The sequence below is a fragment of the Nocardia vinacea NBRC 16497 genome (assembly GCF_000308835.1).
GTDB lineage: Bacteria > Actinomycetota > Actinomycetes > Mycobacteriales > Mycobacteriaceae > Nocardia > Nocardia vinacea.
The window spans coordinates 1-21,727 of sequence record NZ_BAGN01000052.1 but is presented as its reverse complement, the minus strand read 5'-3'; the positions used below and the strand labels follow the sequence as shown (position 1 = coordinate 21,727).

Annotated in this window: 17 protein-coding genes; 11 read left to right on the top strand and 6 right to left on the bottom strand. The window is 66.9% G+C overall.

From position 1 onward, the window contains the following. Positions 1–41: 41 nt before the first annotated feature. The 9 genes from ON44_RS06205 to ON44_RS06165 all read left to right on the top strand — a co-directional run bounded on the left by ON44_RS06205 (position 42) and on the right by ON44_RS06165 (position 11,881). The gene (locus tag ON44_RS06205) at positions 42–4,823 is read left to right on the top strand and encodes an ATP-dependent helicase (RefSeq protein ID WP_051181624.1); all 4,782 of its coding nucleotides are present in this window, start codon (positions 42–44) and stop codon (positions 4,821–4,823) included. Between the two features lie 276 nt (positions 4,824–5,099). Then, entirely contained in the window at positions 5,100–5,906 is an 807-nt protein-coding gene (locus tag ON44_RS06200; RefSeq protein WP_040686919.1) for a DNA-formamidopyrimidine glycosylase family protein, read from the top strand. A 192-nt stretch (positions 5,907–6,098) separates the two neighbouring features. Beyond that, positions 6,099–6,665, top strand: a complete 567-nt coding sequence (locus tag ON44_RS06195) for a TetR/AcrR family transcriptional regulator (RefSeq protein ID WP_040686917.1) — start codon at positions 6,099–6,101, stop codon at positions 6,663–6,665. Next, positions 6,665–7,510, top strand: a complete 846-nt coding sequence (locus ON44_RS06190; protein WP_040686915.1) for an MBL fold metallo-hydrolase — start codon at positions 6,665–6,667, stop codon at positions 7,508–7,510. Before ON44_RS06195 ends, ON44_RS06190 begins: the two co-directional genes overlap by 1 nt. Before the next feature lie 56 nt (positions 7,511–7,566). After that, a complete protein-coding gene (gene hpnE, locus ON44_RS06185) occupies positions 7,567–8,928 on the top strand; it encodes a hydroxysqualene dehydroxylase HpnE (protein ID WP_040686913.1) in 1,362 nt (453 codons plus the stop codon). Then, positions 8,925–9,572, top strand: a complete 648-nt coding sequence (locus tag ON44_RS06180; RefSeq protein ID WP_373283131.1) for a TetR/AcrR family transcriptional regulator — start codon at positions 8,925–8,927, stop codon at positions 9,570–9,572. The genes hpnE and ON44_RS06180 overlap by 4 nt, the downstream gene beginning before the upstream one ends. A 93-nt stretch (positions 9,573–9,665) precedes the next feature. Next, positions 9,666–9,887, top strand: a complete 222-nt coding sequence (locus tag ON44_RS06175; protein ID WP_040686910.1) for a hypothetical protein — start codon at positions 9,666–9,668, stop codon at positions 9,885–9,887. 54 nt (positions 9,888–9,941) lie between these two features. After that, positions 9,942–10,616: a winged helix-turn-helix domain-containing protein gene (locus ON44_RS06170; protein WP_040686909.1), complete on the top strand. Its 675-nt coding sequence runs from the start codon at positions 9,942–9,944 to the stop codon at positions 10,614–10,616. After that, positions 10,613–11,881, top strand: coding sequence for a sensor histidine kinase (locus tag ON44_RS06165; protein WP_051181615.1), 1,269 nt, complete (start codon positions 10,613–10,615; stop codon positions 11,879–11,881). The genes ON44_RS06170 and ON44_RS06165 overlap by 4 nt, the downstream gene beginning before the upstream one ends. 3 nt (positions 11,882–11,884) lie before the next feature. Here ON44_RS06165 and ON44_RS06160 read toward each other — a convergent pair whose 3' ends face one another. Continuing rightward, positions 11,885–13,618: a glycerol-3-phosphate dehydrogenase/oxidase gene (locus ON44_RS06160; protein ID WP_040686908.1), complete on the bottom strand. Its 1,734-nt coding sequence runs from the start codon at positions 13,616–13,618 to the stop codon at positions 11,885–11,887. Positions 13,619–13,908: 290 nt separating this feature from the next. Between ON44_RS06160 and glpK the strand changes: the two genes are divergently transcribed. Then, the gene (glpK, locus tag ON44_RS06155; protein WP_040686907.1) at positions 13,909–15,408 is read left to right on the top strand and encodes a glycerol kinase GlpK; all 1,500 of its coding nucleotides are present in this window, start codon (positions 13,909–13,911) and stop codon (positions 15,406–15,408) included. A gap of 3 nt (positions 15,409–15,411) precedes the next feature. Here glpK and ON44_RS06150 read toward each other — a convergent pair whose 3' ends face one another. The 4 genes from ON44_RS06150 to ON44_RS06135 all read right to left on the bottom strand — a co-directional run bounded on the left by ON44_RS06150 (position 15,412) and on the right by ON44_RS06135 (position 20,575). Then, positions 15,412–16,587, bottom strand: a complete 1,176-nt coding sequence (locus ON44_RS06150) for an aminotransferase-like domain-containing protein (RefSeq protein ID WP_040686906.1) — start codon at positions 16,585–16,587, stop codon at positions 15,412–15,414. Between the two features lie 81 nt (positions 16,588–16,668). After that, positions 16,669–17,733: a DUF8176 domain-containing protein gene (locus ON44_RS06145; protein ID WP_040686904.1), complete on the bottom strand. Its 1,065-nt coding sequence runs from the start codon at positions 17,731–17,733 to the stop codon at positions 16,669–16,671. A 73-nt stretch (positions 17,734–17,806) separates the two neighbouring features. After that, positions 17,807–18,793 carry a hypothetical protein gene (locus tag ON44_RS06140; RefSeq protein WP_245567026.1) on the bottom strand — a complete coding sequence of 329 codons (987 nt, stop codon included), beginning with the start codon at positions 18,791–18,793 and terminating at the stop codon, positions 17,807–17,809. Positions 18,794–19,171: 378 nt separating this feature from the next. Then, complete coding sequence (locus tag ON44_RS06135; RefSeq protein WP_040686902.1) at positions 19,172–20,575, bottom strand: NAD(P)H-quinone dehydrogenase; 1,404 nt, start codon at positions 20,573–20,575, stop codon at positions 19,172–19,174. A gap of 125 nt (positions 20,576–20,700) precedes the next feature. On the opposite strand from ON44_RS06135, the gene ON44_RS06130 reads away from it, so the two are divergent. Continuing rightward, positions 20,701–21,180, top strand: a complete 480-nt coding sequence (locus ON44_RS06130) for a gamma-glutamylcyclotransferase family protein (protein ID WP_040686900.1) — start codon at positions 20,701–20,703, stop codon at positions 21,178–21,180. A gap of 52 nt (positions 21,181–21,232) precedes the next feature. Here the strand turns inward: ON44_RS06130 and ON44_RS06125 are convergent. Beyond that, on the bottom strand, positions 21,233–21,727 hold a 495-nt coding region (locus ON44_RS06125), incomplete at its 5' end, for a M20/M25/M40 family metallo-hydrolase (RefSeq protein ID WP_040686898.1).

Here is a 21,727-nt window from a genome sequence, read left to right as displayed (position 1 = left end):
CGCCGCTGCTGGTTGTCGGTACCCGGGTGCACACTGATGCCATGGCCCAGTTCTCCACCGCGACCCAAGAGTGGTTCGACGGCGCGTTTCCCGCGCCCACGGCCGCTCAGCTGGGCGCTTGGCAGGCCATTGCCGCAGGTGAGCACACCTTGGTCGTCGCGCCGACCGGTTCGGGTAAGACACTGTCGGCCTTTCTGTGGGCCATCGATCAACTCGCGACCCGGCCGAAGCCCGAGGGCAAGGTCGGCACCTCGGTGCTCTATGTGTCACCGCTCAAGGCATTGGCGGTGGACGTCGAGCGGAATCTGCGTGCGCCGCTGGTGGGGGTCACCCAGACCGCGAAGCGCCTCGGCCTGGACCCGCCGACGATCACCGTCGGCGTTCGGTCCGGCGATACCAGTCCGGCGGACCGGCGATCGATGCAGCGGACACCGCCCGACATTCTGATCACCACGCCCGAATCGCTGTTCCTGATGCTCACCTCCGCGGCCAGGGAGACGCTGAGCGATGTCGGCACGGTGATCGTGGACGAGGTACACGCCATCGCGGGCGGTAAGCGCGGCGCACATCTGGCACTGTCGCTGGCCCGTTTGGATCTGCTGACCGAGCGGCCCGCGCAGCGGATCGGGCTATCGGCGACGGTGCGACCGCCCGAGGAGGTCGGACGGTTCCTTGTCGGAAGCGCGCCGATCACGATCGTTTCGCCGCCCGCTCCCAAGACCTTCGATCTGTCCGTGCGGGTGCCGATCGCGGATATGACCGAACCGGGCGATTCCGATCAGCCCGGGTCGATCTGGCCGCATGTGGACGAGGCGATCGTGGATCTGGTGCTGGGCCACCGGTCTTCGATCGTCTTCGCGAATTCGCGCAGGTTGGCCGAGCGACTGACCGCGCGGCTCAATGAGGCCTATGCCGCGCGGCTGGGCGAGGCCGTCGATACCGACCACAAGCCGCCCGCCCAACTCGGTGCCTCCACCGAAGTGATCCACGGCGCCGATCCACTGCTGGCCCGAGCGCACCACGGTTCGGTGAGCAAGGAGCAGCGGGCGCTGATCGAGGACGATCTCAAGAGCGGACGGCTGCGCTGCGTTGTCGCCACCAGCAGTCTCGAACTCGGAATCGATATGGGCGCGGTCGATTTGGTGGTACAGGTGGAGGCGCCGCCGTCGGTGGCGAGTGGGTTGCAGCGGGTCGGGCGGGCCGGGCACCAGGTCGGTGAGATCTCGCGCGGGGTGCTGTTCCCGAAGCACCGCACCGATGTCATCCACTGCGCGGTCGCCTCGCAGCGGATGACGGCGGGGCAGATCGAAGCGTTGCAAGTTCCCGCGCACCCCTTGGACATCCTGGCCCAGCAGACCGTCGCGGCCTGCGCGCTCGAACCCATCGACGTCGACGCCTGGTTCGAAACCGTGCGCGGCACCGGCAATTACGCCTCGCTGCCCAGGTCGGCGTATGAATCTGTGCTCGATCTGCTCGCCGGTCGCTATCCGTCGGACGAGTTCGCCGAATTGCGGCCCCGGCTGGTCTGGGACCGCGACGCGGGCACGCTCACCGGTCGACCAGGTGCGCAGCGACTGGCCGTGACCTCGGGTGGCGCGATCCCGGATCGTGGCCTTTTCGCGGTCTACATGGTCGGTGAAAAGGCCTCGCGGGTGGGCGAACTCGATGAGGAGATGGTGTACGAGTCGCGGGTCGGCGATGTTTTCGCGCTCGGTGCGACCAGCTGGCGCATCGAGGAGATCACCTTCGACCGGGTGCTGGTCACGCCCGCATTCGGGCAGCCGGGGCGATTGCCGTTCTGGCATGGTGACGGACTCGGTCGCCCCGCCGAACTCGGCGCGGCGCTCGGAGAATTCATTCGCAAGGCCGGTGTGCACTCATCGAAGGGTGCGGACTCCAACACCGATGGAAAGAAGCGCTCCCCAACGGATCCGGCGGTCGACGCACTCCTACGTGGCGCCGGCCTCGACGACAATGCCACCACGAATCTGGTGACGCTGCTCGATGAACAACATACTGCCACCGGACAATTGCCCACCGACAAGACCCTGATCGTCGAGCGCTTCCGCGACGAGCTCGGCGATTGGCGACTGGTGCTGCATTCGCCGTACGGCCTGCCGGTGCATGCGCCGTGGGCATTGGCGATCGGTGCGCGGCTGCGGGAGCGGTTCGGCGTGGACGTCGCGCCGAATGCCTCCGATGACGGCATCGTCGTGCGACTACCCGATACCACCGACGATCCGCCCGGTGCTGAGCTTTTCGTATTCGAGCCCGATGAGATCGACGACATCGTCACCGAGCAGGTCGGCGGATCGGCGCTGTTCGCATCGCGATTCCGGGAGTGCGCGGCGCGGGCACTGCTGCTGCCCCGACGCGATCCGGGTAAGCGTGCGCCGCTATGGCAGCAGCGGCAGCGGTCGGCGCAATTGCTCGATGTGGCGCGGAAGTTTCCGGACTTTCCGATCCTGTTGGAGACGGTGCGCGAATGTCTGCGTGACGTTTACGATCTGCCGTCGCTGCGGGATCTGCTCGGACGGGTGGCGCGCCGCCAGGTGCGCCTGGTCGAAGTCGAGACCGCGACGCCGTCACCGTTCGCCAACTCCCTGCTGTTCGATTACATCGGACAGTTCATGTACGACGGGGACAGTCCGCTGGCCGAACGTCGGGCCGCCGCACTATCGCTCGATTCGAGTCTGCTCGCCGAACTGCTGGGGCGGGTGGAACTGCGGGAGCTGTTGGACGCCACCGTTATCGAGCAGACCGAGCGGGAATTGCAGCGGCTCACACCCGAACGGTTGGCACGGGATGCGGAGGGTCTGGCCGATCTGTTGCGGTTGCTCGGACCGCTTACTGCTGACGAAGCCGCGCAGCGGTGCGTCGGCGTTCAACTCGACGATGCAGAGCCCACCGGTGATCCGGCGGAATGGTTCACCGGCTTGGTGAAATCCAAGCGCGCACTCGAGGTCACCTTCGCTGGACGGACCTGGTGGGTCGCGGTGGAGGATGCCGCGCGCCTGCGCGACGCGCTCGGCGTACCGCTCCCGATCGGCACCCCCGCCGCATTCATCGAACCGGTCGCCGATCCGCTCGGAGACCTCGTCGGGCGCTATGCCCGCACGCACGGACCGTTCACGACCGAGGCCGTGGCCGCTCGTTTCGGACTCGGCACCGCGGTCGCCGCGACGGCACTGCATCGGCTGGTCGCGGAAAAGCGCGTGGTAGAGGGCGAATTCACACCTGCGGCCAGCGGCTCGGAGTGGTGCGACAGCCAGGTGCTGCGCCGATTGCGCCGCCGGTCGCTCGCGGCCGCCCGGCATGAGGTGGAGCCGGTTGCGACCACTGCCTTCGGCCGGTTCCTGCCGTCCTGGCAGCACATCGGCACCGGTGAATTGCGCGGCGTCGACGGGGTGGCGACGGTGGTGGAACAGCTTGCGGGAGTGCCGATTCCCGCGTCCGCATGGGAATCGCTGATCTTGCCCGCGCGGGTGCGCGACTACTCACCCGCCATGTTGGACGAGTTGATGGCCACCGGTGAGGTCATCTGGTCCGGGCACGGCGCAATCACCGCCAAGGACGGCTGGATCGCGCTGCACCTGGCCGATCAAGCGCCGTTCACGCTGACACCTGCCGACGAGATCGAACTGTCCGAGGTGCATCTGCGCCTGCTCGATGCGTTGGGTGCATCGATCGCCCCGTGGACGCCCATTGATGCCGAACCGGAGGCGCAGCCCGGTGCTGGATCAGGACAGGTCGTCGCGCTGGACGATGATGCAGCACAGGATGTTTCAGCGATGCCGGGCAATTCGGCGACTCGAGGCACCTCGGTGACCACCAACGGCTCGGCAGGCCGAGACGGGTCGCCGATGCGACTCCCCCCGGTCCTGCACGGCGGCGGCGCGTACTTCTTCCGGCATCTCTCCGACGCCACCGGACTCCTCGACGATCCCCGAGTCGCGAATGCATTGTGGGAGCTCGTCTGGGCAGGCGTGGTCTCCGGTGACACCTTCGCCCCCGTGCGCGCCCTGCTCTCGGGTAGCGCACGGACCACCACCGCCCATCGCACACCACGGCGCGCACCGCGCGGACGGGCCTACCTCCCACGACCGAATATGCCCACCAGATCCGGACCGCCCGCCGTCGCGGGCCGCTGGTCGTTGCTGCCGGAGCGAGTAGCGGACAACACCCTGCGCGCCCACGCGACGGCAGACACCCTGCTGGAGCGGTACGGCGTGCTGACCCGCGGTTCGGTGCAGAACGAGGGCGTGCCGGGCGGATTCGCGCTCATGTATCGCGTGCTCACCGAATTCGAGGATCGCGGCCGTTGCCGCCGTGGCTATTTCATCGATTCGCTGGGCGGCGCACAATTCTCCACCACCGATGTGGTGGACCGACTGCGCTCCTTCGACACCGAGCGCACCCGCCCCGGCACCGGTGGACAACGCCGGAGCACCGCATTCGCCTTGGCGGCAAGCGATCCCGCAAACCCCTACGGCGCGGCACTGCCCTGGCCGAAGGGACCGTCCGAGGGCGCGGGCCACCGCCCCGGACGCAAGGCCGGCGCCATCGTCGTGCTCGTCGACGGCGAACTGGCGCTGTATCTGGAGCGCGGCGGCAAAACGCTGCTCACCTTCACCGAGGACCCGAACGTCCGCCAGGCCGCGGCCACCGCCCTGGCCGATCTGGTGCGCGACCGCCGCGTCGACTCACTGGTGATCGACCGGGTCGACGGAGAAACCGTGCACGGCAACACCTTCGCCGGTTTCCTCACCGAGGCCGGATTCTCGGCGACCCCACGCGGCCTGCGATTGCGGAGCAAGCCGTGATCCGACGACGAAGCCGCGCATCACGACGCCACTCCGGCAAGCACGGCGACAGCGACTCACACACCGCAAAGCGAGGCCGGATTCTCCGCGACACCACGCGGCCCCGATTACGGAGCAAGCCGGACGAACCCGCGCACGCCGACACCTTTCCGGTAAGCGCGGCGTCGGCCACTCGCATACCGCAGAGCGAGAACTGCGCGGCGTCGGCCACTCACACACCGCAGAGCGAGAACTGGGCAGCGACGGCCACTCGCACTCCGCACCTATGGTCGAGCCATGCCTGAAGGCGACACCGTATTCCTGACGGCGGCCAGACTGCGGCTCGCGCTGGAGGGGAAAACGCTGATCCGCAGCGATTTCCGGGTGCCGCGCTATGCCACGGTCGATCTGGTGGGGCAGCGGGTCGAGGGGGTCGCCAGCTATGGCAAGCATCTGTTCGTCCGAACCGACGAGGTCAGCGTCCACACGCATCTGAAGATGGAGGGCGAATGGCGGACCTACTGCGCCGGTGAACGGTGGACGCGGCCGCCGGTGACCGCCCGGCTGGTGCTCGGCACCGATGACACCGAGGCCGTGGGCTTTTCGCTCGGCACCGTCGAGGTGCTGCGGCGCGCGGACGAGCACACCGCCACCGACCATCTCGGACCGGACCTGCTCGGCGCCAACTGGGATGTGACCGAGGCGGTGCGACGGCTGGCACGGCATCCGGCCCAACCGATCGGCCTCGCCCTACTCGACCAGCGCAACCTGGCCGGTATCGGCAATATCTTCCGCAGCGAAATCTGCTTCCTGCGCCGCGTCCACCCGGCCACACCTATCTGCGACGTCCCCGACCTGCTCGCCCTCGTGCACGAGGCGCATCGCGTACTCACCAAGGCCGCCACCGAACCACCGTGGCGGCCACTCGCCTACGGCCGCGCCCGACGCCCGTGCCAGCGCTGCGGCACCCGCATGGTCGTCCATCTACTCGGCGAGACCGAACCCCAACCCGGCCGAACGGCCCGAAACCCCCAGTCCGACCGCATTACCCAGCGCGAACGCGGCATCTACTTCTGCCCACGCTGCCAGCCAGAACCCACCTGACCGCGATAGTCAGCCGACTACTCGCCGCCCTCCTCGCCCTCACCGCCACGGCGGTCTTCAGTTATCCACTCCTGCACGCTCTTTCCACCACTGCCGACCCAGGCGTCCCGAATCCACCACCATCCACCTCGAATATTCGCCGGTTTTCCGAACTAACTAGACCGGTCGTCATAGTTCACGTACCGTGAGGGCGTGGCACCTCGCACCGACTCTCGCCAACGCTTCATCGACGCCGCGGCCGACCTCTTCCACACCCAGGGCTATCACGCCACCGGCCTTAATCAACTCGTCAGCGCGGGCGGCGCACCCAAGGGCTCGCTCTACTTCCACTTCCCCGGCGGCAAGGAACAACTCGCCGCCGAGGCCCTCACCCAATCGAGCAGCCAACTGCGCGACCAACTGGACGCCATCCTCGCCGACGGTGGCGATATCGCCACCGCCTTCGACGTCCTCACCGCACTGCTCGTCGATTCCGATTTCGAACGCGGCTGCCCCATCGCGACCATCGCACTCGACGCGGGGCGCGAGAGCGAAACGATCAGGCAGGCCTGCGTCACCGGTTTCGAATCCTGGCGGGAGTCGATCGAAAAGTACCTGCGGGACAAGGGAATCGACCAGGAGCGCGCCAACGAACTTTCGACTGTCACCCTCGCCACGATCGAGGGTGCCCTGATGCTCGCCAAGACCAAACGCGATGTCGCGCCGCTGCGCGCGGTCGCCGCCCACCTGCGTACCACCTTCGAACGGGAGCTCTCCTGATGCGCGTGCACCACCTCGATTGCGGCACGATGCGCCCACTCGGCGGCCGACTCCTCGACGGCACCGGCAGCATCTTCGGCCGCGCCGAGATGGTCTGCCACTGTCTGCTCCTCGAACTCGACTCCGGACTCGTCCTGGTGGAGACCGGCATCGGCGAGCAGGCGGTGCATCGACCCGAGGAATGGCTCGGCCGTCGCTTCCTCCGGCTCACCAATCCGGTCCTCGATCTCGCACAGACCGCGGTGCGCCAGATCGAGGCGCTGGGTTACCGACGCGAGGATGTGCGCGACATCGTCCTCACCCATCTCGACCTCGACCATGCGGGCGGCCTCGCCGACTTCCCGCACGCGCGGGTGCACGTATACGCCGAGGAACTGCGTGCCCTACAGGGCGGGCATACGCGCGAAGAACGCTTGCGCTACAAGGAACCTCAGTTCCGCCACGGTCCGCGCTGGGAATCGTACGCGGATACCGGTGACAGCTGGTTCGGATTCGACGCGGTGCGCGAATTGACCGGTCTGCCACCGGAAATCCTGATCATCCCGCTCGCCGGGCATACCCGCGGCCATGCGGGCGTCGCCGTCGATACCGGGAACGGCTGGCTGCTGTCCGCGGGCGACTCCTACTACCATCCCGGTGTCCTCGACCCGGTTCGTCCGCGACAACCGCTCGGAACAGCCATGTTCGAGAAGAATGTGCAGACACTTCCCGCCGCCCGCATCGAGAATCAGCGGCGGCTGCGCGAACTGGTGCGGGACCACGGCGACGAGGTCACGGTGTTCTCCGCGCACAGTTCGATCGAATTCTATGCCATGGAGCAGATCGGCGTTCGACCAAACCCTTGACGGCCCAAGCACTCCCGATTAACTTGCAGAATGCAAGTTAATATAGGGAGTGCAAGGTGAACGATCCGCGGCGGTACGTGGTCATCGGGGGGGGACTGGCCGGGCTCGCGTCCGCGGTCTGGTTGGCCGAGGCGGGTAAGCAGGTCACCCTGCTGGAACGCCGCGGTCGACTAGGCGGCCGGACGCATGCGATGAAAGTCGAAGCGGCCGATGACCTTCCCGATAACGGCCAGCATGTGATCGCCAGCGGTTACGACCATCTGTTCCGCTACCTGACCAGTGTCGGCACCCGGCAATACGTCGCTTTCCCGCAGTGCGCGACGCTGCGCTGGCCGGACGGGCGCAGTGCCTCCATGTCGACCAAGGGCTTCGGCGCTTGGCGCACTTTGTTCGGCGCGCATCCCGACGCGAGCCTGCTCGATCGGCTGCGCGCGGCCCGTGCCACGGCGCGATTGGGCTGGCAGTGTCTGCACCAACCCGCCGATCTCGCAGACCTCACCACCGAACAGTGGTTCAACCGGGTCGGTATGCCCGCTCCGGCGCGAGAAGCGTTGTGGGACTGGCTCGCTCTCGGTCTCGCGGCCGAACCGGTGCAGCAGGAATCGGCCAAGATCCTCGCCGATTTGATGGCCACCGGCATCCGGCTCGGGATCAAACACCGCAAAGCGGTCACCATCGGCTACCCGACCACCGACCTCGATACGCTCTATATCACCGGGGCCCAAAGGGTTTTCGAGAAATACGGTGTCGAGGTCCGCCACCGCGCGGTGGCTCGTCGGATCAATATCGAGAACGGCGCGGTGACCGAGGTGGTGCTCGCCGACGGTTCGGTTGTCCCGGCCGATGCCGTTGTCTGCGCGGTACCGAATTCGAATATTGGCGGTCTGCTCGACGACCTGCCCGAGCACTCCGAAATCTACGCCGCCGCAGATAAATTGGGTTACACACCGATCGTCAGCACCAACCTGTACCTGGACCGCCCGCTCGGCACCGAGGCCGAATTCGAGGCGCTGATCGGCGGCACCGGCGTCATCGACGAGGTCTTCGACCGGCAGTTGATGACCGGGCGAAGCACCGACCAGGCCTGGCTGTATTGCCTGACCACCAGCGGCGCGTACGAGCAGATCCACAAGACCAACGAGCAGATCATCGACGAACAGATGCGCCTGCTGCGCCGCTACTACCCGGCCGCTGTAGACGCGAAAGTCGTTCAGGGACACGTCGTTCGGATGCCGAAGGCGACCTTCTCCCAGGTGCTCGGCACGCACGGCCTGCGCCCGAATCAGCGCACCTCGGTGCCCACGCTTGTGCTAGCGGGCGATTGGACCGCGACCGACTGGTCGGCCACCATGGAGAGCGCGGTGCAGAGCGCTGCCAAGGCGGTGGAGCTATTGCTTGCGCTACCGTCGTTGCCGTGACCACGGAGCGCTCGAGGTCCGAGCAGCCCACTGCGAAGCCCTGTCCCACGCCCAAGCGCCGCATGTCCGCGGCCGAGCGGCGCGCACAGCTACTCGATGTGGCGCGCGACATCGTCGCCGTCGACGGCTTCGGTGCGGTGAGTATCGATCGGGTCGCGCGCGAGGGCGAGGTCGCACGGGCACTGGTGTATCAGCAGTTCACCGATCTGTCCGGGCTGATGACCGCGCTGGTGGATCGCGAATCCGCAATCGCACTGGCCGGTATCGGCACCCTCGACTGGTCCGACACCGATGACGACCCCGATCGGATCGGCCGCAGTATTCTCGCCTATCTGCATGCCACGCCGACGAGTTGGCGGATCATCCTCAGCCCACCCGACGGCGGACCGCCGGATCTGCGCGACCGGCTCGAGCTCGGCCGGTCCTATGCGCGGGCGATCGGCGCGCGGCATCTGTCCCGCCATGCCGGGGTCACGGTCGATCCGGATGGCGCGACCGAGCGAATCATGCTCGCGGCATTGGAGGAACTGGCTCGGCTGCATCTGGCCGACCCACAGCGGTACCCGGATGAACTGGTAATGCGCTACGTTCGATCGCTCATGGCCTGGGCCACCCATGTCGAAACTCCGAAAAAGGAGCACTGAACAGCGGTTTCAGCGTCATCACGAAATTCTCACGGACGCCTTGGTTTTCTTGTCCCAACGCGGGAACAACCCGCGCGAACGAGAGGAAAAACCATGAAGATCCGCTCCACGATCGCTGCCGGAATGTTCGTCCTCGGCGCCGTCGCCGCGGGCACCGGAGTCGCCTCGGCCGCGCCCACCCCGATGCACACCCCGTTTATCGGCAACTACGCGACCTACGACGCCTGCGCCGCAGACGGTAACTCCCCGAAGACCGGTGGCACCCAGTGGGAGTGCCGCGAGGTCGCCGACGGCTGGGATCTCTACACCTACTGAGTACTCGGACACCAGTCTGCGCACCAGGTGTGAAATACCTTATTCTCTGACCTCGTGCGAGTGCTGGTGATCGAGGACGACGAAGGTCTCGGCATGGAAGTCGCCGCGGGACTGCGCTCGGCCGGTTTCGCGGTGGACCTCGCCCCCAACCTCGCGGATGCCGATTTCAAGATCTCCGTCAACGGCTACGACGTGCTCGTCGTGGATCGCGGCCTGCCCGACGGCGACGGTCTGCAGTTGGTCGCGGCGCACCGCGCGCGGGGTCAACGGGTCCCGGTCCTGATTCTCACCGCCCGCGACGCATTGGCCGATCGCATAGCCGGATTCGAGCACGGCGCCGACGACTACCTGGTCAAACCGTTCGCACTGCCGGAACTCGCCGCACGGGTGCGCGCACTGTCGCGGCGGCGCGAACATCCGGCGCCGGCCCGGATCGTGCTCGGCGATATCGATATCGACCTGCCGCGTCGCCGGGTGCAGCGCGCGGGCATACTGCGCTCGCTGACTCCGAAGGAATTCGCCGTACTCGAACTGCTCGCCACCCGCGCGGGCAGCGTCGTATCGCGTTCGGAACTCATCGAATGCTGCTGGGACGAAATGGCCGAACCCGCATCGAATGTCGTCGACGCCGTCATAGCGCAGTTGCGGCGCAAACTCGGCGCGCCACCGGTGATCGAGACCGTGCGCGGTACCGGTTTCATGATCGGAAGTGACTCATTCGCACCTTGATTTCCACGGCGGATGCCCGCCCCGCCGTGGCCCGCCTCCGCCGCACCCGCTGGCTGCTCACCGCACTGATCACCGCCATCACCGCGACCTGTCTGATAATTCTCGGCATCGTCGCGGCGACCATCGATGCCCGCTCGCGGGAGGCCGCGGTCGACGATTCCCTCGATCGGGTGGTGAGCGGACTGTTCCGCGCCGTCAACCTGCCCGAGGGCGAGGAAACCATCGACGTGAGCCAGCTCGAGAACGACGCCCTGGCCAACGGCGAAGTCGCAGTGGTGGTGCTCAGCGCGCCCGGGAATGGCAGGTGGCAGGAGAATTTCGCGCATCTGCGCTCCTGGCTGCCCAAGGACGACGGCGTCGCGGGACTCGCCGATGACGCCGATCTGGCCGGGGAGACCGTCTTCCGCGACGGATACGACGGTGCGGGCCGCCCGGTCCGTATCGCGGCGACACCGATCACCTGGGAGGAGTCCGAGACCAAAGCGGTGGTCATCGCGGGCACGAATCCCGGTGCGTTCGACCGTGATCGGGCACTGCTGATCTGGGGGCTCGTCGTCGGCGGGCTCACGCTGGTCGCGCTGTCCGCGGTGGCCGGACATCTGCTCTCGGGCCGGAGCATGCGGCAGGCCATTGTGCTGCTCGAAGAGCAGGAGCGGTTTCTCGGGGATGCCGCCCACGAATTGCGCACGCCGCTCACGACTCTCGGTTTGGTCACCGCGCCGCGCCGCCGCAATCCGCACGAGGTCGAGCGGGCGTTGGTCGATGCCAGAGCATTGGGCAGTCGGATGGAGCGAATCGTCTCGGGATTGTTGGCGCGTGCGCGGATGCAGGCGGGCGTCACCACCATGGAAAAAGTGCAGTTGCTGCTCGATCAGCTCACCGAATCGGTGGTCGAGGAATTCCCGCAGGAAAATATTGTGCTGCAGGCGAATCCCAGTGTGGTGACCGGTGATCCGAACCTGCTGAGCCTTGCGGTGCGCAATCTGATCGAGAATGCGATCACGCACGGGGCGGTCAATCGCGGTGCGCCCGTGGAGGTGCATGTGGCCGATGGCCGGATCAGCGTGCGTGACCATGGGGCGGGTTTGACTCCGCAGTTGTCGAGCAGTCCGTTCACGCGTGGGGTGAGCGGCGGGCGTGGCAGCGGAATCGGGCTGGCGCTGGTGGCGTGGATCGCCGATTTGCACGGCGGCACAGCGACAATGGAACCGGCCGCCGGTGGCGGCACGATCACCTCGATTATGCTGCCGCCGCCGGCTGTCTAGTTCTCAGCTGTCCAACGGGACCGGTTCCAGGATCTCCGCGCGCGGTTCGGGTGCCGCGATGCGCAGGGCATCGGCGGAGGGGTCGTCCGGCTGGGTCTGGGAGCGGATCTCCGCCTCGACGCGTGCTTGGTAAGTGCTTACCTCCCGGTCGATTTCGTCGTCGTCCCAACCGAGTATCGGCGCGACCAGATTGGCCACCTGTTCGGCGCAGTTCGCGCCGCGGTGCGAGTATTCGATGGAGATCCTGGTCCGGCGGGCCAGAATGTCGTCCAGATGCAGCGCGCCTTCCGCGGCGGCCGCGTAGACCGCTTCCACCTGCAGATACGACGGCGCATCCATAATTGGTTGCAGCAGTTCGGGTTTGCCGTCGGCCATGGCCATGACCTCGTCGATGAGCGAGCCGTAGCGATCGAGCAGGTGCTTGATCCGGTACGGATGCACGCCATAGGCCTCGGCGAGTTGCACCGTCTGATTGATCAGCGCGAAGTAGCCGTCGGCGCCGAGCAGCGGAACCTTGTCGGTGATGGACGGTGAGACACGCGCCGGAATATCCTGTGCCGCTTCGTCGACCGCGTCATAGGCCATCACCCGGTAGGTGGTGTATTTGCCACCCGCGATGCCTACCAACCCCGGCGCGACCCGGGCGACCGCGTGCTCGCGCGACAGCTTGGAGGTCGAATCGCTTTCTCCCGCAAGCAAAGGCCGCAGACCCGCGTAGACACCGTCGATATCGGCGGGCGTGAGCGGGGTGACCAGCACCTGGTTGACCCGATCCAACAGATAATCGATATCGGCCTTGGTCGCCGCCGGATGGGCGAGGTCCAGCTTCCAATCGGTATCGGTGGTGCCGATGATCCAGTGCGCGCCCCACGGGATGACGAACAGCACCGAGGTCGCGGTGCGCAGGATGATCGCGGCATCGCTGACTATGCGGTCGCGCGGCACCACAATGTGCACCCCCTTGGACGCACGTACGTGGAAGCGGCCCCGATTGTGCGAAAGCGCCTGGACCTCATCGGTCCACACACCGGTCGCATTGATCACCACGTGGGCACGGACTTCGCCGGTGCGGCCGTCCTCGCTGTCGCGCACCTTCACCCCGACGACCCGGTCCGCCTCGCGCAGAAAGCCGACGACCTGGGTGGAGGTGCGGATCACCGCGCCGTAGTGCGCGGCCGTGCGGGCGACGGTCATGGTGTGGCGGGCATCGTCGACGACCGTGTCGTAATAGCTGACGCCGCCGATCAGCGAGTCGGGCCGCAAACCCGGCGCCAACCGCAGTGCGCCGTGTCGGGATAGATGACGTTGGCCGGGAACGGATTTCGCGCCGCCCATGGTGTCGTAGAGCACCAGTCCGGCGGCCACATACGGGCGTTCCCAGCCGCGGCGGGTCAGCGGGTAGAGGAAGCGCAGCGGCTTCACCAGATGCGGCGCGAGCCTGGCGAGTGCGAGTTCACGTTCCCGCAGCGCCTCGCGCACCAGCCCGAGTTCCAGTTGCTCCAGGTAGCGCAGTCCGCCGTGGAACATCTTCGAGGACCGGCTGGAGGTGCCGGAAGCGAGATCACGCGCCTCGACCAGTGCGACTTTCAGACCGCGCGTGGCCGCGTCGAGCGCGATACCCGAGCCGACCACACCGCCCCCGACGACGACCACGTCGAAGTGGTCCTTGCCGAAGCGCTCCCATGCCGTCGCGCGTTGCTCGGGTCCGAGGAACTGCGATTCCGGTTGTTTGGTCATGCTCGATACCTCCAGCCGACCCCGGCGCCGGGGTTCAGACGACGTTTGTGGTCTTTCGGGCACACGATCGAGCTGCACAGTCGGGGGGCGGTCTTCTGTTGTACAGGCTAAAGGGAATCGGCGACGATCCCGTGTCGGGGCCGAAGCCGTGTCGCCCGCGGCCGATAATCAGCGCTACTCGCCGGTAACCGACCTCAACACTAGTCCGAGAACCTGCTGGTCGCGATGTGATGCGCGGCGCGCTCCGTCGTTTTCCCCGCCGACCACGTCGGTTTTAGTAGCCTGCACGAATGCGTCGCTATGTGGCCGCCATTGATCAGGGCACGACCTCGAGTCGGTGCATTATCTTCGACCGGCAGGGCCGTGTCGTCGGTATCGCGCAGCGCGAGCACGAGCAGATCTTTCCGCGGCCGGGCTGGGTCGAGCACGATCCGGAAATCATTTGGCGCAATACCGAATTCGTCCTCGGCGAGGTGCTGCGGAGCACCGGTATCGCCGCCGATGAGATCAATGCGGTCGGCGTCACCAATCAGCGCGAGACGACGGTGGTGTGGGATCGGGCCAGCGGCAAGCCGATTCATCACGCGATCGTCTGGCAGGACACCCGCACCGACCGTCTGGTCACCGAACTGGGCGGCGAATTCGGCGCGACGCGCTACCAGGACCGCACCGGTCTGCCGCTGTCCACCTACTTCGCCGGTCCGAAACTGCGCTGGATTCTGGACAATGTCGAGGGCGCGCGGGCCAGGGCCGAAGCAGGTGAGCTGTGTTTCGGCACCATCGACAGCTGGGTGCTGTGGAAGCTCACCGGTCAGCACATCACCGATGTGACCAACGCGTCGCGCACCATGTTGATGGATCTGCGTACGCTGCAATGGGATTCGCGAATCTGCGCGGAATTCGGGGTACCGCGGTCGATGCTGCCCGAGATCCGCAGCTCATCGGAGATCTACGGGGAGATCGGCTCCGGCCCATTGGCGGGCATACCCGTCGCGGGCATTCTCGGCGACCAGCAGGCGGCGACCTTCGGCCAGGCCTGCCTGTCCCCCGGCGAAGCCAAGAACACCTACGGCACCGGCAATTTCATGCTGCTCAATACTGGAACGACGCCGGTATTCAGCAAACACGGCCTGCTCACCACGGTTTGTTACCAGCTCGGCGCCGCGGCGCCGGTCTACGCACTGGAGGGATCCATCGCGGTGACCGGCTCACTGGTGCAATGGTTCCGGGACAATCTCGGCATCATTTCCGCCGCCGACGAGATCGAACCGCTGGCGCGCAGTGTCGAGGACAATGGCGGCGCTTACATCGTCCCCGCGTTCTCCGGCCTCTTCGCGCCGCGCTGGCGCCCGGATGCCCGTGGCGTGATCGCGGGCCTGACCCGCTTCGTCAACAAGGCACATCTGGCGCGAGCGGTGTTGGAGTCCACCGCATTTCAGACGCGCGAGGTCATGGACGCGATGCGCGCCGATGCCGAATCCCAGCAGCTGCGGCTGGAACTGACCACCCTCAAGGTCGACGGCGGCATGGTTGGCAACGATCTGCTCATGCAGTTCCAGTCCGACATCCTCGATGTGCCGGTGGTCCGCCCGGTCGTCAATGAAACCACCGCGCTGGGTGCGGCCTATGCGGCCGGGCTCGCCGTCGGGCTGTGGGAGAGCACCGATGACATCCGCGCCAATTGGGCCGCGGATAAGACCTGGCAGCCCGCGATGTCTGCGACGGATCGCGAAACTCACCTCGCCGCCTGGAACAAGGCCGTGGAGCGCACCTACAACTGGGTGGATTGACGACTATTCGGCCGCGCGAGCCAGCCGGTCGATCGCCTGCGCCAATGTCGCCGCGTCCGAAGTGGTGAAGCACATGCGCATGGAATGGCTGTAGTCGGTGTCGACGGCAAACGCCGAACCGGGCACGAAGGCGACCCCGTGCTCCAGGGCTCGCGGCAGCAGCCGATCGGTGTCCGTGCCGTCGGTGAAATCGGCCCACACGAACATGCCACCGGCGGCGTCGGTGCAGGTGACGCGGTCTCCGAAGCGGGTACGCACGGCGTGCACGAGCGCCTTGGCGCGGTCGCCGTATGCGCTGCGGACGGTCTCGACATGGCCGGTCAGCCAGGTTTCGTCGGTGAGCAGGTCGGCGGCGATCTGGTGGGTCAGCGCCGAACCGCACAGGTCCGCACCCTGTTTCAGCAATTCGACCGCGCGACAGATGCGCTCCTGCGCCACCATCCAGCCGACCCGCAGCGCGGGCGCGAGGATCTTCGAGGCACTGGACAGCCGAATCACATTGCGGGAGTAGGTTGCCACGGGATCGGGCGAGGGCCGGTCGAACCAGAGCTCACCGTACGGATCGTCCTCGATCACCCAGAAGCCGTAGGTATCGGCGAGTTCGGCCAATTCACGACGACGCGGCGGGCTCATCGTGACGCCACCCGGATTGTGGAAATTGCTCACCGTGTGCACGACCGTGGGACGCTCACCGCGCACCAGCAGTTCCTTCAGCACATCCAGCCGCATGCCCTCGGAATCCAGGGGCACCGCCACAATCCGCGCACCGGCGGCCCGGAACACTTGCAGCGCACCGACATACGCCGGATCCTCGACGACCACCAGCGCGCCCGGATCCAGCAGCACCTCGGCGAGCAGCGAAAGCGCCTGCTGCGAACCATGAGTCACGAACACCTCGTCGAGCCCGACCGCGCGACCCAGCTTCGCCGACTCCCGCAGGCGCAGCACATCGCGCAGCGGAGGCCACCCGCGCGACCCGGTGTACTGCAACACCGCGGCATCACTCAGCGCCGCATCGGCCGCCGCGACGAGCCGCTCCCGGGGCATCAACTCCGCATCCGGCAAACCGCCCGCGAGGCTGATCACCTCTTCGCGCGTGGTCAGCTCGAGCAGGTCACGAATCGCCGAACTCTTCAGTCCGCCCAGTTTGGTTGCGAGCGGTGGATTGATCGGCGACATGGAAACCTCCGAGGGGACGCGAAACCCCACTGTCCCACACCGCTACCAAAATGTGAAATATTCATCCCATGATCTGAGAGCTCAGGCGCGCTCCCGGATGGCGAAGATCACGGTCTTGCCATCCCGGACCACCGTGATGATGGTCTGCCGGTAGACATTGGTCGTACCGTCGGGGCGATGTTCGGTCAGGTCCACCTCGAACGTGTCGGCCGCCGACTCGGCAATCCGCAGGCAATGCGTGGTGCCGACCGGAATCTGTTCATTGATGGCCTGCTGGATGACCTCGGCCGTCGACACATTCTCGGCATCCGGCGCGACGAACCTGCGCGCCCGCTCACCATTGCGGTCGACGTAGAACTCGTACTGGAAGCCGAGGATCGCACCGGGACCGCTCGAGGTGTCGCCCTGCCCGTTGCCGCGGGTCACCTTGCCGTCTTTACTCGCGGGGCAGCTCAGCGCGGCAGTGGTGCTCGGCGGGGCGGGCGGCGCCGCCTTCGGACTGCCGTTGTCGTCGCGGCTGACCGCGACGAAGGTCACCACCAGCGCCAAGACCACCACGATCGCGGCGAGCACACCGAGCGCTATCCATCGACCGCGCGAACTGTGCCGGGTCGGGGTCGCGGTGATCGTGTCGGAGATCAGCTTCGGCGTAAGGCGTTGGGCGATCGGATCGTCGGCCCAGGACAGGCCCGACCGCTCGGACGGCGGCTTCGGTACCCCGCCGGATTCGGTGGGGCTGTTCCACCAGGTGTCACGCTGGCCCGCGGCGGGGGTCGTATGCCGGACGGTGGCCTCGTTGGGATCCGGTTCGACCGGAGGCTCGGGTCGGCGCGTCGGCGGCTCCGGTTGCCGGGGCGGCGGTGGTGGCGCATCACCGAACACTGTCGTATCCGGCGCGCGGTACTGCGGGGGTGGTGGCGGCACCGTCGACGGTTCGTCGGCCGGACGCCAGATCAGCTCGGGATGATCGGTGCCAGGCTCGGGCACCGACCACTGCGGTCGAGCCTGCCCGCCCGTCGGCGGCCCGAAATCGCCTACCGGAGGACCGAAATCGGAGACCGGCGGCCCGAAATCGTCCAACGGGGGTCCGAATTCCGACCCGGTCCGGTCGGATTCGTTGTCCCTGCCATCACCCTCGGAGCCCACACCAAATCCTTTCCCCAGGACACACGTGTGGGGCGGTCGAGAACGACCGCCCCACCCGTCGAATCAGCTCGTGTCAGTACTGGAGTGACCCACCCCACTGGGTGGTGACCCCGGCAACGTTGACCGTCTGCGGAGCCAGTTCGCCTGGCGGCACCGGAAGTTTAACTTGCGCGGCGGCCTCGAGGGCAGCCACGCCGCCCGGCTGTTCCCGAATCCAGTGCTCGACAGCGGCCTTGGCCAGGTTGGCCTGGGTGGTGTCGAGGATGACCTCGGTCTTATTGTCGGCCAGACCCTCACCGCCGGTGTAGGAGGTGACCTTGACGGTGTTGGCGCCGATGTATTCGACCGACACACCGGCCTCGCCCTGACCGGTCGGGGTGCGGTATCCGATGGTGCCGACGTAGCCCGCGGCATTGTTGAAGTGGTGGGTGTTGGCCACGTAGCCGGGCGCCAGCGAGCCACCGTCGATATTGGCGCCGATCTCCTGATGCGGCCCGTCCATCTCGACGACCGGCGCGGCAGGCGCCTGCTGGAAGCGCGGAGCCTCCCAGCGCGGCTGCTGCACCAGCGTGTCGGTCTCCGGCTGCTGCGGAGTCCGGGCGTTCGGACCGCTCGGGGTGTTCGCACCCGGCGCGGTGGTACCGGGCTGCGCGGGCTTCGGAGCCTGCGCACCGGGAGCCGTCTCCGGCACCACGGCGGGGATCGCGGGGCCGGTCTGTCCCGGAACCGGCAGCGGCGCGACGCGCGGGGTGGTGACACCCGGCTGGGTCGGCGTCGACAGCTTCGGATCCCTGGGCTGATTCGGCATGACCTGGTTCGGATCCGGCGTGGTGACACCCGGCTGGCTCGGCGTCGGCGACGGCTTGGTGTCGGGCTTGTCCGGCTCCGGCTTGGTGGTCTCCGGCTGGCCCTGATCCGTCGGCGCGGTGCTGCCCGGATCGGCAGGCGCGGGCGCCGGGGTGGTCGGTGTACTCGGCTGATCCGGAACTGCCCCCGCTGGCGCCGCGAAGAGCGTGGCCACGGCCGCCGCAGTGGCCAGTGGCAACGATGTGCTCGCCATCGCTCGCTGCGCTCGAGTCGGCTTACGATGTTTCACTTTTCGCAATCCCTTTCCCGTGTGCGACCGGGTGGGTCGCACGCAGTTATCCCTGGTGAGACGCTTGGTCCACGAATGAGGACCGCCGAACGACCAAGCGGCCGTTCGCCGTTCCCGTTGGAAAGGATCGATCCCCCCACACAGAACCCTCGCGATCGCCCGCCGATCGCATCTCTGCGGGAAGTGAACCACATGCGCGCCGGACTGGCAACGCGGTGAAAGTCCAGACAAGACAGTAAGACTCGGGGCACTCGAGATCGACCGCATAATCCGGCCACAACGGAGCGAGTCTTACGAGCGACGTTCGCGGCGCCGAAGGCGCTGCAAATCAAATACCGCCTGTTAATCGAGGTCGTCGTGACGCATCAGCAGCCGGGCCGCCTCGGTGACCGAGCCGGTGAGCGACGGGTACACCGAGAAGGTCTGGGCGAGATCGTTGACGGTCAGATTGTTCTGGACCGCGAGCGCGATCGGCAGGATGAGCTCCGAGGCGATCGGGGCGACGACCACACCGCCGATGACCACACCGGTCGCGGGCCGACAGAAGATCTTGACGAAACCCCTGCGCAGACCCGACATCTTGGCGCGCGGGTTGGTATTCAGCGGCAGCATCACCGTGCGCGCGGGCACCTCGCCGTTATCGATGGCGGTCTGGCTCACGCCGACGGTCGCGATCTCCGGACGGGTGAAAATGGCCGAGGCGACCGTCTTCAGCCGGATCGGGCTGACGCCCTCGCCCAGCGCGTGGTACATCGCGATGCGGCCCTGCATGGCGGCCACCGAGGCCAGCGGCAGCAGACCGGTGCAGTCGCCCGCCGCGTAGATACCGGGTGCCGAGGTGCGCGACACCCGGTCCACCCGCAGGTAACCACCGCGGTCGAGTTCGATGCCGACCCGCTCCAGGCCGAGGTCGTCGGTATTAGGTATCGAACCGACGGTCATCAGCGCATGCGTACCCGTGACGGTGCGGCCGTCCGAGAGCTTGACCACGATCCCCTGGGCAGTGCGCTCCACCGCATCGGCTCGGGCGTGCTTGACCAATTCGACGCCGCGTTCGGCGAGTGCGTCCTCGAGTACGAGCGCGGCATCCGCATCCTCACCGGGCAGCACCCGGTCACGGCTCGAGACCAACTTCACCCGTACACCCATTTCGGTATACGCGGAGACGAATTCGGCGCCGGTCACACCGGAGCCGACCACCACCAGGGTCTCCGGAAGTTCCTCCAGGTCGTATAGCTGACGCCAGTTCAGGATGCGCTCACCGTCGGGCTCGGCGCCGGGCAACACGCGCGGGCTCGCACCGGTGGCGATCAACACCACTTCGGCCTCGACGGACTCCTCGGTGCCATCGGCCAGTAGCGCGCGCACCCGGTGCGCGGCCATGCCGGTGCCCGGATCACTGAGCTTTCCGCGCCCGGCCAGCACCGTCACGCCCGCGGCCTGCACCTTGGATCGGATATCGGAGGACTGGGCCAGCGCCAGCGCCTTCACCCGAGCGTTCACTTCACCCAATTCGATCTGGGCCTGGCTCGGATCGAGGGTAATGCCCAGGTCACGGGCGCGACGCAGATCGGTGCGCACGCCCGTCGAGGCAATAAAAGTCTTCGACGGCACGCAGTCCCACAGGACGCACGCCCCGCCGATGCCGTCGCTATCGATCAGGGTGACCGTGGCCCCGTGCTGGGCCGCCACCAATGCCGCTTCATAACCGGCCGGTCCGCCACCGATGATCGCTATGCGGGTCATGGATACCTCCGCTGGAGCTGTTCGACCGGGATCTCCGGTGCCGGTAAACAACGTTAGCTGGCGAACACACGGTCATCTCGCCGGGATAGAGACGATGCGCGCAGGTTATTGGATACCCTTGCGTCGTGCCGATCTACGCCGCCTACGGGTCCAACATGGATTCGTCCCAGATGCTCGAGCGCTGTCCGCACTCCCCCATGTACGGGACGGGCTGGTTGGAAGACTGGCGCCTCACCTTCAGCGGTGACGACATCGGCTGGGAAGGCCCGCTGGCCACCCTCGCCGAGGAGCCTGGCTCGCGGGTATTCGTGGTGCTCTACGACGTGTCCCCTGAAGACGAGGAGCGCCTCGACCGCTGGGAGGGTTCCGACTTCGGCATCCACCGCAAGATCCGGCTGCGCGTGACGCCGAGTGCGGGCAGTGGTTCCGAACCCATCCTGGCCTGGCTATACGTACTCGATGCGTACGAGGGCGGGCTACCGTCGGCGCGCTATATCGGCGTGATGGCCGACGCAGCCGAAAAGGCAGGCGCGCCAGCGGAATACGTGCACGCGCTGCGCACTCGCAACAGCAAGAACGTCGGTCCCGGATTCTTCGGTAGCTGAACAGACGGCAAGCGGCCGACCCCTGCCGAGGTCGGCCGCTTCTTCGTCTTCGTCAGCTCGCGTTCAACACGATATTGCTGAGCACCCGGACACCGACGGCAAGCGCGCGCTCGTCGAGATCGAAAGTCGGCTGGTGCAGATCCAACTGTTCGCCGTGCCCGGACCACACGCCGAGGCGTGCCATCGCGCCCGGCACCTCCTCCTGGTACCAGGAGAAATCCTCACCGCCACCGGATTGCAAGGTGTCGGCGAGCGCGTCCGGGCCGAGCATGCGGATCGCGTCCTCGAACATCCTGGTCGAGTGCTCGTCGTTGACCACCGGCGGTACGCCGCGGCGGTAGTTCAACTGGTAGCGCACCCCGGTCGGAGCGAGCAGGCCGTCCACGATCTCGCGCACCATCGGCTCCAGCAGCGACCAGGTCGCGTGATCGCCGGTGCGGACGGTGCCGGTGAGCATGCCGGTCTGCGGTATCGCATTGGGCGCCTTGCCCGCGCTGACCGCGCCCCAGACCATCACCGTGCTGGTGCGCGGGTCGATGCGGCGGCT